Genomic DNA, 13425 nt, shown 5'->3' with positions numbered 1-13425 from the left:
AGCGCTTCCGTCTTCGAGCGTTCGACGTCGAACCCGACGACACACCTCCGTCGGAAACGTCAGGAGCAGGACACCAGTCGATGTGCTTCGACGAATCGAGGCAGCCTCGGAACTGTCGAACTCGCCAACGGCCCTTTGGCGACGCGATCGAGCGGGATCTCATACGCAGCGGCCTACGGTCGGCCCAGCGATAGGGTCGACTTGACCGAGCAATACAAGCAGGGATGCCGCCGCCCTCGCGCCGCCGTGAGGAGCTATCCAGTAGCGAAGGTCCGGTCTTCCGATCGGAACGCTCCGTCTGAAAGTCCGTTCGCCCAACCGGGCGCGTATCGAGAAGCTGGAGAACCCGGTCGCGCTTGTGACCGCCCCATCTGCGCTGCGGGATGCATCGTAATAGTGTTTCACCAGGTCGACCAGTTCGGAAAAACTCGTGCCTGCTGGTGCGGTCGCAGGCCAGCAGGTCTTGTATCCGATTACGTCGAATGCAACCGGACGGCGCAAGCGGCCCTGGCCGGTCCGTACGATTGCCTCGAGCGGCCAGACTCTTCGACTCGATCGTTCCGGGGCGGCCGGGGCGACCCGGTTCATGCACGGGATGTCGTCCGCCATGTCTGCCGCGCGTAGGAGCTCCAACTCCCACGGTCCGCGCACGAACCGATCGTGCACGATGGGTCCATCGCCTCTCCAACCGATTCCGAGCAAGTGCTCGCCGACCTCGATATCCATGACGTGTTGACACTCGTCCGCTTTGGCCCCGAATGGTGTGTTCCATCGGATCCCTCCACGCCGCGATATCGAGTCTGGTTCCGCAACGTAGTATTGAATCGAGAAGCCTTGAAAACGGACGGCCCGTTTCTTCATCGGCGTCTGTGGGCCGTCGCATCCGTGCAGGGCGAGAATACGCAAGGCAGCTTCGCGCAGCACCCTGCGGGCCACCCCGGTGGGCGCTTCGAGGCGGTTGACATGAATGGTCGACATGCGGGTCTCCGGACGGGACCCTTCTTCAGATCACCTGGTTCTCCGAAAACGTCAAAGCCTCCTGTGTACGGCCGTTCCAACCATGGACGGATCCGTCACGATCCGACCCGTTGGCCAAGGGGGCGGATCAGCTTCCGCATCGACGACACTGCTGCGGAGTGCCTTGGCGGCGAACCGGTGGCTTGCGGCGTTCCGCACCGGCCGAATTCCACCGAACACCGACTACCCGAGCTCGACGCGACGTCGCGGGCCAGGTTCCATGCCGACATAAGGAGCATGCAACCACAGTCAGATCCCCGGTTGCCCGTGTGCGTTGTCCTGCGCTGCGTAGACCCCCGCCAGCGTCGTCAGCTTGGCGGCGTCCGTGCGCGCGTCCGACCCGAAGGGCTTCGAGTCCAGCGCACAACCCAGCCTTTCGGCTGGAGGACTGTTCATGCTCGCCGAGCGCGTGCGCGGCGAGCGTCGGCGTCTCGGCACATCCGCCGGGATGCGGTCCGGCTGCACCGGCAGCTTCTCGGCCCGCGCGCCGTTTTAAACCAGTGCACCTTCCGCGGGGAGGCACGTCGGCGGCGGAACCCGAGAGCGGCCAAAGAGCGACCGGCAAATCCGAGACCAATCGGCCAAACAGCGCTGTGCCGCTCCTAAACCTACTTCGTCGTGCTAGGCATGGAAGGCGCGGTGGCTCTCATCGAAGGCGGCCTGGAAAGGTCGGAAAGATCGTTGCGTCGCCATCATCAGAGAGGACAGCCGTCCGGGATCCGAGAGCTCTGCTGCAAAGTGGTTGCGAAGACTGTCGGCACGATGATCGGGCAGGGCGGAGACCCGAGACTCGCAGCGGGCAGGTTCGAGAAGCATGTGCGTGAGTACTCCGCCGATGTGGATCTTGCCATGCTCGTCGCCTTGGCGGGTGCGGACGAACTACCGGAAAACGGAGGTCAGAAGACCCGTGGCCCGAAACCGTCGCCGCACAGCGGGAACGCCGAAGCGTCGGTGCGGATCGGCTTCCTCCGCTCCTTCCCGACTCCTTCCCGTTCCGCCCCGCGCTGCCCGATCGATCGCCTGGCAATGGATTTGAGCGTTCCTTCGAAGGGTTAGGACGCGGAAGGCTGCGGCGGAGATCATCGGCCCCGTTCCGGGAATCCGCCGCCGCAACCGGAGAGGACGGCCGTTCCTTCGATCATGGGAAGCGGCACCGCTCCGAGCGCGACTCTGGGTTGAGGGGCGCCCGCCGACGGGAAATGGGGATCGGATTGTCGGGGGGCCGGAAGTTCGCGAACTCGGCAGGCCGGGCGATGCGTACCCGGGCCGGTCCATCGGAGCGATGCGAGATCGTAAGTCCAAGCCGTTCGACCCGACCGACGCCCGTTGATCCGAATGGAAGCCGATTCCGCCCACGCGACGGCCCGATGCCGAAGCCGGCACGATGGCGGCCGGCGACGGTACGACCCCTGCGCCGGCGTCCGGCGGCCGAGCGCGCCGTGCGGGGGATCGTGTCGGCGTGCCAGCACCGGCTCTCGCCGCGGATCCGCCCTCCGGCGGGTGAAAGACCACGTCGTCGGGCCGCTCGTCTGCGGACCGGGGAACCCCCGCATGAACCCGTCGTTTGTGTCGGGCTCCGCGATCCTGCATCGCACGTGCGCGCGGACCTCGCGGGGTCGCAGGACCGGGTGTCGTCGCGGTGCAACCGCCAAGCTTGACGGGTGGAGGGGAGGGGACGCCATGCCCTACCGGACGATCGCGGGCGCGGGAACGCGCTACGCTCTCCTCGCATTCGATGCAGAAGGGCGCGAGAGGACGGACGATCCCGATGCCGCCGACGGATCGTTTTCCCGGAAGGTGCTCAACGATATCGCGTCCGAGCGGCCCACCGACATCTTCATCCTATGTCACGGCTGGAAGGGCGACATCCCCGCGTCGCTTGATCAATACGATCGGTGGATTGCCGCCATGGACCGCAGTCCGGATCGGAGCGAGGCCGAAGAACGCAGACCCAAGTTCAAGCCGTTCCGCATCGGTGTCCACTGGCCGAGTCAACCGTGGGGGGACGAGGAACTCGGTTCAGGCGCCGGAGCGTTCGACGGCTCGGCGGATCCGATCGCACTCTACGTCGACAGGTTCGGCGACCGTCCGGGACTGAGGGAACGGATCGCGACCGTATTCCGCGCAGCGGCGCTCGATCCGGCCGCCGACCGGTTGCCGCCGGATGCCGATTCGGCCTACCGCGACATCGACGGCCTGCTCACGGAAATGGGCTCGTCCGGCGTCGCCGCTCCCCCCGGAGGCGATCGCGAACCGTTCGACCCTCAGGTCTACTTCGAGGCTTCGCTCGAGGAGGAGAGTTTCGGATTCGGTTCCCGAAGTCTCGGCGGGATTCTCGCTCCGTTGCGGCAGCTGTCGTTCTGGAAGATGAAATCGAGGGCCCAGATCGTCGGCGAGGGCGGGATGCACGCGCTTCTACGCGAGCTTCAGTCGTCGAGCGCCGGCACCACGGCGCGGGTACACCTGATGGGTCACAGCTTCGGCTGCATCGTGGTTTCCGGCATGCTCTGTGGACGCGGCACGGCCGATTCCAGCGCGAAGAGCGTCGCCTCGCTCGCTCTGATCCAGGGAGCCCTCTCGCACTGGTCCTATTGCGGAGAGATTCCGGACGCCGTCGGACGTCAAGGATATTTCCGGGGGTTGCTCGACGACCGGCTCGTAAAGGGCCCGATCGTGACGACCCGCAGCATCTACGACACGGCGGTGGGCCGGTACTATCCGCTCGCCGCGGGCGTCGCCAATCAGATCGAATTCGCGGCCGGGGAACCGCCTCGCTACGGCGCCTTGGGTGCGTTCGGTGCCCAAGGCCTCGACCCCGAGGCGATCGCGCTCGCGATGAAGCCGGCAAACGAGTCGTACGGTCTGGAACAGGGCCGGATCTACAACGTCGAGGCCAGCCGATACATCCGCAACGGCGACGGTGCCTCGGGGGCTCACAACGACATAGATGGGCCGGAAGTCGCCCATCTGATCTGGGCGGCGGCTCTGGCCGGGAAGTGAAACGAAGGACATGCCCGGTTTCGACGCGGACGGCACCGACCAGGACGAGCTTCATGCCAACGGCGTGGAAGCGGAGACCGGACGTCCTCTACCGCCGCCCGAGAACGGCTCCGGCGCGCGGATCGTCGATATCGCCGGCGGATCGATGGCGCGGTTCGAGGACGAGACGGTCGCCGGCAGGCACGCGGCCTCGGATTGCGGGGTCGACACGTTCGGAACCGACTCGTCCGTCGAAAATCCCGAAGAGCTCGATCAGGCCGGGTGGGGCATAGTCTTCCCCGCGGAGGTGGATGCCGAACCCTACAAGGAGGCTCTTCATCCACTCCTCGACCTGCGCAGAAGTCAGGCTGGCGATCTTTTCCGCGTCTTCGAGAAGGATGCGGGCATCCGTCCCGGGGAGGAGGCCACGGCGTGGCTGGCGAGGCAAGGCGAAGGTCCGGGACTCGCGGCCGTCGATCCGAGTCGCGGAGTGCCGTACTATCTTCTGATCGTCGCTTCGCCCGAAGACGTTCCGATGTCGTTCCAGTACCTGCTGGATGTCTTCTGGGCTGTCGGAAGATTGCATTTCGACAATATGGAGAATTATCGACGCTACGCAGAAGCTCTCGCTCAATACGAGAAGGGAGAACTGATCTTTCAAAAGAGCAGGCGGTCCGTTCTCTTTTCTACCGCGCATGAGTTCGACCGGGCCACTGCGATGTTCACGCGCGACGTGGCGAAGCCGTTTCGCGACGGCTCCGGATCGGCCGGGCCGCTGGGCAAGAGGCAAGGGTTTGCCTTGACCTCCCTCTTGGAGCGCGACGCCAGAAAATCGAGTCTGCTGGCCGCTCTCGGAGGCGCCGAGGGACCTCCGTCCCTTCTCTTCTCGGGCACGCACGGAATGACGTTCGGCAAGGACGATCCGCGTCAGAGGGACTGCCAGGGAGCTCTCGTCTGCGACGATTGGGAAGGATATGGCGCCGTCACGGAGGACGATTGGCTCTCCGCCGGGGATCTGCCGGCGAGCCTTCGGCTGAACGGCATGATGCACTTTCTGTTTGCGTGCTACGGCGCCGGCTGGGAGGCCGTCGACACCTTCCGCGATGGACCCGACGGTCGCGGTCGTCAGATCGCGGACAAGCCCGCGATGGCCAGGCTGCCGCAGGCCATGCTGAGCCGCGGAGCGTTGTCCGTGATAGCGCACGTGGACCGCGCGTGGTCGTATTCCTTTCGCACGCCCCTAGGTCGTCCTCAAAGCCACCCGATACGGGACGTGCTGACCAGGCTCATGCAAGGCAAGCGGATCGGAAACGCCATCGATCAGTTCAACGCGCAGTGGTCCGCGTTGACGATACCCATTGCCGAGATCATGAGGAACTCGGCCGGCGATCCTGCCACGAGAAGTAGGCTGGCAAAACTGTGGATAATCCGGGACGACGTCAGAAACTACGCCGTGCTGGGCGATCCGGCGGCGCGCATAAGGATGGACCTGCTGTCGGCGGAGCCTTGACGATTGGCTCCGCATCGGCGAGATCCACGTCCGCTGCCACGCCCTCGACGACCTGAGGCTAAGCAGGTCCGGCGGATCGAGGAATGGCGCTTCGGGTTCTGACGCAGGTCAACTACTCGGCTGGAGAAAACGCCGAAGGTGACAGCGGCCTTGCATTCACCGCGGAACTCCTCGGGGCGCTCGTGCGTGCCGATCGCGACCTGCATTTCTATGTGCTGATCCCCGAGCGCGCTGCGGCCAGCTGGACGGAAGCGCTGGGGGACGATCGCATCACCTGCATTCCGGTACCTTTGCTGCCACGCATGCACGGCGGCGATTTTCAGTTCGATCCGGCGGAACTCTACAAGCGCTTCGATTTCCGGCGGTACGACGTCGACGTGCTGTTTCTCAACCAACCCGAGACGGCGCCTGCCTTCCTGCAGTTCATGAACCGGCAGACGTTCCACAACGTCCCCGCCGTCGGATACATCCATTGGTTCGACGTAAGACGGCCATCCACGCCGAAGCACGACCTCCATCGTCCGGCGCTGCTCGCGACTCTGGCGGGGTTGGGATCGATGTCGCTGGTCGGTTGCAATTCCGAATACGGGCGGAAGCAGATCCTGGCGAAGGCTCGTACCTGGTTCAACGACGACTTCGTTGAATTGCTGGACCAGAGAATGAGAATCCTTCCACCGGCAGTGGACGTGCGAGGGCTCGTCCCGCGAGGAGGACGCACTTCCGACACTCCCGCGCGCATCCTGGTCAACCATCGCCTGCTGAAGTACACGGGCGTGCGCGCTCTCGTCTCGGACGTCCTCCCGCGGCTCTGGGAAAGGCGACAGGATTTCCATGTACACCTGACCAACCCGACCAGGGTGCGTCTGCCTGGTACGATGACGCGTGCGGCTTGGCTGACCGTCGAAACGCTCCCACGTAGCCGCTATCGGGAGGCGCTCCGTACGAGCGATCTGGTTCTCGCGCCGCACCGCTCGACTCATTGGTCCATCTCCACGCTCGAGGCGATCTGCGGCGGATGCGTTCCGCTGATGAACGTGGAGAGCTTCCTACTCGAGATGATGGAGCCGATTCTCTCGGGTCTGGCCCCCTCGGTACGTCGCCACGTCGAGGTCCGATGGTTCTACTTCCGCAGCGAACTCACGAACCGCCTTTGCGATCTTCTCGACAGGCTGCCGGAGGAGGCGGAAGTCGCTCGCGAGGTCGCACGTCGCGCTCGCGAAGTCTATTCGTGGGAAGCCTGGACCGGACGGTGGCTGGACGTATTCCGGGCCGCGGAAGGCGGCATACCTGTCATGTCGGACAGAAACCCATCCCTGCTGCGTGTGAAGGATCTTCTCGAACTCAACGGAGAAATCTCCAAAGAGGCCATCCTGCGCGAGTTCTCATGGGCCCCCAAGCAGCGTGCACTCGCCTGGACGTCGTTGCGCAAGAGCATCCAGATGTTCGCCCCCGACGATGCGTCCGCTCCCGAAGCCGTGTTCGGACGCGTTCCGACGCGCGTGCGCCTAGCCGGCATTCGGCCGCAGTCCGCCACGAGCCTCGCGCCACTGGAGGCGTCGCGCGAAAGCGGTTAGTATCCCGCCATGTTCGACCAGGGCATAGCGCAATTTCTCGGCCTCGGCCTTCAGCCGACGCTTCGGCTCTGCCTCCCGCGGTTCCGCCAGGGAGTGGTGGGCGCACGGGATGGGGATCCGTTCCGGTATCCGAGCAACGCGTACGCCGAACGCGACGTGCGCTCGGCGCTGCATGTCCATAGCCTAGCCTCGGAGGCCGGTGCGGCTGTCGGGTTCATCTCGCCGGACGATCTCGCCACGGATCTTGCATCGTCGGAGCCGGACGCGGCGACGTCGGTGGTGTTCGGCAGCCGAAGCAATTCCGCTCTCGACGAAGTTCTCGGCTCGACGGGACTGCAGTTCATCTTCGATTTCGACTTCGGCTCCCAATGGGCGATCCGGCTCGCCGACGGCGCTCGATACGCATTGGACGATCCGTCGAAGCTGAGCCGCGACGAATACTCCGCCAGAATCGATTACGGCGTGGTCGCGGGCTGCCGGTCGGCCGGCGGCCGTTCCAGGTCGGTATTCATGGTGGCCGGTCTGGGTGGAAGAGCCACCGAGGGTTGCGGGTTGTATCTGCAACGTCGGTGGCGGTGGCTGGCCGATCAGGTCGGAGACCGCGCCTTCGCGGCGGTGCTGCGCTTCGATCCACCCGTCGATCCCGCGTCGTCGACCCTCGAGAGGCTGGTCATCCACTGACGAGCAGTGGTTCGCGGCTCACGACCACCCTCGTAACTTCGCTGGTGCCCTGTCGCGTCTCCAGCACGAACTGGAAGCCGCCTGCTCCGAACCGGCGCACGATTTCATCCCGCTTGTCGAAGAGATACCGCCCAGCTGCGAGCGTGCTCGAACTCCACATGCCTGCAATGACGAGCAGGACCCGGTCGTTTTGGGGGTCCACGATCTTCTCGACGAGAGCGTAGTCGCTCGCATTCGGGGTGGGCGCGGCGGCCAGTGCCGGGTTGGCGACGTCGTAGAAGATTCCCTCCCGCCGGTCGATCAGGCGCCATGGCCCGCACTCGGTAAATTCGAAAGCGAAGTCGCGGCTGTACTGGGGAAGCTTCGACCGCGAGAAATCGTGCGATCGGCTTCCGACGAGCACGTAGTGAGTGAACTCCTTCGCCTCGAAGGATGCGTCGACCACGTGGCCGGGTATGATCCGGGCGCGGCGCGCAAGATCTTCGGATTTCGGCAGAAATCTTCCGACGAGTTGAATCAGCGGCTCGACCGCCTGCACGTCGTTGGCGGCGATGGTCGGCCCGCGATACCGGTAGGCTTCGTCATCGGCTTCCGGCGGCGGCGCACCCGGTTGGCCCTCGGGCGAGCCGAGCTTGAACCGCGGCAACGAGAAGGCGAACCGGGAGGTCTCTTGATCGGCGCTCAGCAACGTCGACGTCCTGATGATCTCCTCTTCGCTCGGCCGAGCGATGTTAGCGAAGACTCCGCCCCCGTCGCCGAACCGACCGCGCAAGCGCGTGTAGAGGGCCGCAGTCCCGCGTTCCCAATCCGCATGCGCCGCCAAGGCTGCGGCAGCCTCGCCATAGGCATCGAAAACGTCAATGGTACCGTCCGCGACGACTCCTAGAAACCGCCCGAGGAAGGCGAGCCCCGAGGAAACCGTGACGGGACGCTGCATCGCCACGACGGAGCCGACGTGTCCACCGATCATGAGACGCTGTGCGACGCCCCCGAGCGAGTTCTTCGCGGTCACGGCGCCCGATTTGCACGAGCATAGGACTACCAGACATCCACGATGAACACCGAGTTCGTGCGCCACGTCCTCGCCGACCCATCTGCTTGCGGCGCCGCTCTCGTCCTCGAGCACCATGAAACCGTCCCTTTCGGCGGTGGCGCTGCCGCCGTGGGCGACGATCACCACTGCGTCATAGGCATCCCGCTCGCCGAGAGCGCGCCTCAGCGAGCCGCGTGTGGCATGCGGAACCATGTTGCAGGTCGCCTGAGGTATCGCGTCGATCGCCTTCCGCAGTTCGCCGACTACCCGATCGTGGTCGAAATCGGGGTGATCGGTCGGGTTCGCGACCGCGACCAGGAAATGCCGGAAGCCGTGCGATCTGGCATCCTGGGTCGAACCGTCGTTGATCCAGCGAAATGGGATCCTCTCGCCTCCGGCGAGGTACCGATCCCCGTCGTGCAAAATCTCGAACGGAAGCAAGTGCATTTCCGGGGAAGCCGTACTGAACGCCAGAAGAACACGACTTGCGGCTCGCGCGCGTTCGAGCGCGGTCGGCATTGTCCTTCCAGGTCGGCCTGCAAGGAGCAGGTCGTAGAGCTGACGACCGAGCTCCATCGGCGACGCACGTTCCGCGCTTTGCCAAGCCTGGAGGATGGACGAGACTTGTTCCGGCAAGGGCCAAGAGAACGAGCCGAATCCGCTCGCCCCGACCGGAGAGTCTTGGATGTTCGAGAGGCCGCCTGTCGAAGCGAGCCGGTCGACGTTCGTCGCGATGAGCGTCGTGGTTTTCGTCAAGCGATCAGTCCCGGCTGCTCGTCTGAGACCAGGAAACGCTGAACCGCTCCTTGAGAGCGGCGATCCCCTCCGCCCGCACCCTCTCGCCGTCGTATCCCAACTGGCGGTAGAAGTTGGGCCGGAGTTGGAAATCCGCAGCCCGCCGGATGACGCTGGCCTGCTCGCCCAAACGCTGGAAGCGCGAAGCGAGCTTCAAGGCTGTATCCCAGTCGTCCGCGGCCATGGCAGTTCTGATCGCGGCCAGCTTGGTGTCCGACGAAAGCGTCTTAGGTGCTTTGCCCTTCGACGACGCCACGGCATCTCGTCTCTGATCCGTTGTCACGATATCGGCTCCTGAGCCTTCCGGCAGGCGGTCGGCGAAAGATCGGTGTCGGGAACGAACCGGTCGGATGCACTCATCGTCCCGGGTTCAGATAGAGTCGTCGTGCCGACTCGTCGATGCAAGCCCGTTGCAACCGAACCAGTGCGCGCAGGCTCCGGTTCGACGGAGGTCGCCAGCCTCCGTAAGCGGATTGCGAAAGGAGGCCGCGGTCAAGCGCGAGTCTCGGCAGCGGTCGCCGGTAGTTGGCTCGGCCGAGAACGATAGGCGATCATATCGTCGACGCTTAGAGTGGCCCGAGCGCCCGGACACCGACGGTGCAGTCGAAGATTGCGGGGCACGGTCAGACGAGGACTGGCGAATGACGCCCGACCCGGTAGCGGCCGAGCACCGCGCATTCGTGACAGCCGGGTTCGCAGCAAGCGCCGATGCGGGCTTCGCTTCTCGCAAACCGAGAGTCCTGCGCGGGGCCGGAGCGATAACCCACACGGTCGCGTCTCAGGTCGCCGAAGACTGGAGGCGACCGGACGGCGGGAAGGCGCGCGTCGTTCGCCCCTGTGGCACACCGGCACGTTTGAGCCGCAGCGCAGGACGCCGAAACTCGGCTGAATGTTCAAGGCCATTACGCAAAAGGGCCGTGGCCGGCCGCCGCCCCGCCCGCCCAGTCGACGTCCCAATCCACCTGTCGGCGATCACGTCCGGATCGTCCGTATGAGAGTGGACAAAACGAAGAGGCGACCGCTTGCGAATCGGCGCCGAAGCACGCGCCTTGGGCGACACTGCCTAAGCGGTTGCGGGCTCGACCGGAATCCCATGAAGGTTGCGGTCGCGATCGGCGCCGATCCTGACCCCACCGAAAACCCGGATTCGTTGAACTTGTAGGAGATCGGGGATCGACTCCGCCAGGGGCACGCTTTGGTGTTGAATTGGACTTACGCCCGACGTTGGCGCCCGAAGCCGCGCTGATTCACATAGACCCACTTGCTCCTGCCCGACTTCGGTTTCCGTCATCGTCTCGATCGCGCTCAGCTGGTCCGGACCGACATTCCGACCAGACCGGTTCAACGCCATCATACAACGGAGATCTGTAAACGAGCGTTCGTTCAAATCGAACGACCCGGGTCCCGACGTCGGTTCCGCCATCCCTCGAGTTCGGACTTGAGATAGCGCACGCGGGCTCCGATCCTGTGGAACGGCGGGCCGTTGCCCGTCAGCCGCCACTTGTCCAAGGAGCTTTTGCTGACACCCAGGAAGCGACTTGCCGCGCGGACGTCCATGCCTTCCACGTCGCCGGTCGAAACGACCCCCGGCGCACCGACGTCGCACGGCGTCTGCCTGCCGGTCGCTGTCGGGCCGCCCTCGTCGCCGGGGCGCGGCGAGGGCGGTTCCGACCGGGCGACGTGGATCGAGAAGTACACATGGCCGTCCGGCGACGTGCACGTTCCGGCGGCCCAATCGATGGACGAGGATGCCCATACGTCGGCAGGCACCTCCCTGAAGCCGTCGACCGGTCTGGGACCGCCCCTTGCATGGACGGCCAGGACGTCGCCGACGATCAGAGCCGAATGGCGGCTGATCAGCGCCGACCAGAAGGCGTCGACGAGGCCGGCGCACAGCATCGCCGATGCGGACGGCGACGTTCGCGATGCCGCGGATCGGAAAAGTGCGGGATGCGAGCTCACGCACACGCGGTAGCCGTCACCCGGCCCCATGTCGTCGTCGACCGGATCCCGGGCGAGCACCTCGATCAGTCCGGCGGACCAGTCCGCCCGAACGAGCATGTGATCCGGCGCGTCGACCGCCAACGCGCGCTCCAACTCCGCATCCAGCTCGAGATCGCGAGCGCACGGCTCCTGCATCCGGCGCAGAGTGAACGGAGCGAGATGCAGCGGGATCCAGTGCGGACGAATCTTGGTCGGGTATCTCACGACCGTTCTCCGCCATCGGCCGCGTTCGACCGTTCTCCACCGAACGCGTCGCGTGTCGGCGCGCCCAGCGCCGCTGCGAAGTCGGTCATGCATGGGCCGGCCGCTCTGGCCGCGACGTCGTGCTGGACGTGGGCGTAGATCAGCGTGGACCGAAGGTTGGCGTGTCCCAGCAGGGCTCCGGCCAGGGGGATGCTCAATCCCTGGGAGATCGCGTTCGATCCGAAGGTGTGCCGCAGGAGGTGCGGGAACAGCCTGTCGAGTCCGGCGAGGCGCATGATCAGTGGCAGGTACCTTTTCGTACCCGTAAACCAGCCGTCGCCTCTTTTCGCCGGGAAGACGTAGGCGGAGTCGGCTGTCTCCTTCAGCTTCCGCAGGAACGCCACCGCCGGGGGCGTGAGAGGCCGTTTGGTCTCGCTCTTGGAAGTCTCGAGTTCCAGGCTTTCATGTTCCAGCCTGACCTCGCTCCATTTCAACGCGGCTCCTTCGTTCCTCCTCAGGCCGGTCAGCAGCCAGAGACGGATCTGGTCCGTTGCGACGCGCGGGACGCCGTGACTCGTCTCCGCCTCGACGAGTGCTCGCCCGAGGCGCTGCACGTGCGCAGTCGTCAGGTAGTCCTTGCGCTCGTTGTCCACCTTGTTGACCCGCGCGTTCGCGACGGGATTCGCCTTCATGAGATTGTTGTCGACTGCGAACGTGCAGACCGCCGATAGATCGCGGACCACCTTTCGCGCGGCACCGCGTCCGCCGCGGACGACCGCTCCCCTGCCGGTCCGCTCCTCAGTCTTCGCGGCTGTCGCTCCGGAGCCGACCTTCCTGAAGAGCGACTCGACGTGCGTCTTGTCGAGTTCGACGAGCCGGAGCTGGCCCAGGACCGGTACGACGTGGTTGCGCAGCCGCGCCATTGTGTACTTTGCGGTCTCCTCCGTCATGTCCTCGCCCTTGCGGCGTCCTTTCAAGCGGACGAGGCCTTCCGACCCGTATAGGTCGATCAGTTCGTGCACGAACAGGCAGTTCTTCGCCGCGACCCGCTCGGCTGCCGGATCCTCGCCCTTCCGGGCAAGCACGAGCTTCTCCGCCGCTTCGCTCCGCGCTTGGCTCACACTCATGCTGCGCACGTCGCCGAGCTTCATCTTCTTGGAAGGAAAGCCGCGGCCTCCGAGACGATAGTGGATGTAGAAGGATTTCGCGCCGGTCGGCTCGATCCGCAACCCGAACCCGGGCTGATCGAGATCCCAGATGAAATAGGAGGTGGGCTTTGCGGCCGCCTTTTCGATGGTCCTGAGCGTCAGGCGAACGGCGTTCCTTCGCTTCATGGTCTTGCTCCTTCAGGACGCACGCAGGCAGCACCGTGTCGGAAACGGGCGGCTACGCCATGAAACGGCGCAAAGCGAATGCAGTCAATACTGCAACGACTTGCAATGATGAATGAAAACTTTTGAAATCGGCGGAAACACAGGGAAACGACTTCATACATCCTTGCCAAGGTTGGGGTCGAGGGTTCGAATCCCTTCGCCCGCTCCAGTTTTCCCAACCATACGATCGACTTACAAGGCCGCAGCTCTGCGGCCTTTGTCGTTTCTGGGTCCTGCAGAAGCATCCTCGACCGCCGGGCCATGGGGCTCCGGAGG

The 13425-nt window shown here is 64.9% G+C and carries 8 protein-coding genes; 4 read left to right on the top strand and 4 right to left on the bottom strand.

Annotated elements, in window-relative coordinates:
* Positions 1-2697: 2697 nt before the first annotated feature.
* From P9K36_RS16695 to P9K36_RS16680, 4 genes are all read left to right on the top strand, one after another.
* Positions 2698-4017, top strand: a complete 1320-nt coding sequence (locus tag P9K36_RS16695) for a hypothetical protein (protein ID WP_043388023.1) — start codon at positions 2698-2700, stop codon at positions 4015-4017.
* A gap of 10 nt (positions 4018-4027) precedes the next feature.
* Positions 4028-5506 carry a hypothetical protein gene (locus tag P9K36_RS16690; RefSeq protein ID WP_051976312.1) on the top strand — a complete coding sequence of 493 codons (1479 nt, stop codon included), beginning with the start codon at positions 4028-4030 and terminating at the stop codon, positions 5504-5506.
* Between the two features lie 83 nt (positions 5507-5589).
* Complete coding sequence (locus P9K36_RS16685; protein ID WP_043388022.1) at positions 5590-7080, top strand: glycosyltransferase; 1491 nt, start codon at positions 5590-5592, stop codon at positions 7078-7080.
* A 9-nt stretch (positions 7081-7089) separates the two neighbouring features.
* Complete coding sequence (locus P9K36_RS16680) at positions 7090-7761, top strand: hypothetical protein (RefSeq protein ID WP_043388021.1); 672 nt, start codon at positions 7090-7092, stop codon at positions 7759-7761.
* Here the strand turns inward: P9K36_RS16680 and P9K36_RS16675 are convergent.
* From P9K36_RS16675 to P9K36_RS16660, 4 genes are all read right to left on the bottom strand, one after another.
* Positions 7751-9550 carry a CHAT domain-containing protein gene (locus P9K36_RS16675; protein ID WP_278305552.1) on the bottom strand — a complete coding sequence of 600 codons (1800 nt, stop codon included), beginning with the start codon at positions 9548-9550 and terminating at the stop codon, positions 7751-7753. The two genes, P9K36_RS16680 and P9K36_RS16675, sit on opposite strands and share 11 nt — an antisense overlap.
* A 4-nt stretch (positions 9551-9554) precedes the next feature.
* A complete protein-coding gene (locus tag P9K36_RS16670) occupies positions 9555-9872 on the bottom strand; it encodes a hypothetical protein (RefSeq protein WP_170867536.1) in 318 nt (105 codons plus the stop codon).
* Between the two features lie 1100 nt (positions 9873-10972).
* A complete protein-coding gene (locus P9K36_RS16665) occupies positions 10973-11797 on the bottom strand; it encodes a helix-turn-helix domain-containing protein (RefSeq protein WP_043388016.1) in 825 nt (274 codons plus the stop codon).
* Positions 11794-13110: a site-specific integrase gene (locus P9K36_RS16660; protein WP_059409799.1), complete on the bottom strand. Its 1317-nt coding sequence runs from the start codon at positions 13108-13110 to the stop codon at positions 11794-11796. The genes P9K36_RS16665 and P9K36_RS16660 overlap by 4 nt, the downstream gene beginning before the upstream one ends.
* Positions 13111-13425 lie beyond the last annotated feature (315 nt).

Origin of the sequence: Methylobacterium sp. 391_Methyba4, from assembly GCF_029691625.1 — a bacterium.
Classification (GTDB): Bacteria; Pseudomonadota; Alphaproteobacteria; order Rhizobiales; family Beijerinckiaceae; genus Methylobacterium; species Methylobacterium fujisawaense.
This window is presented reverse-complemented; position numbering and strand designations above follow the sequence as displayed.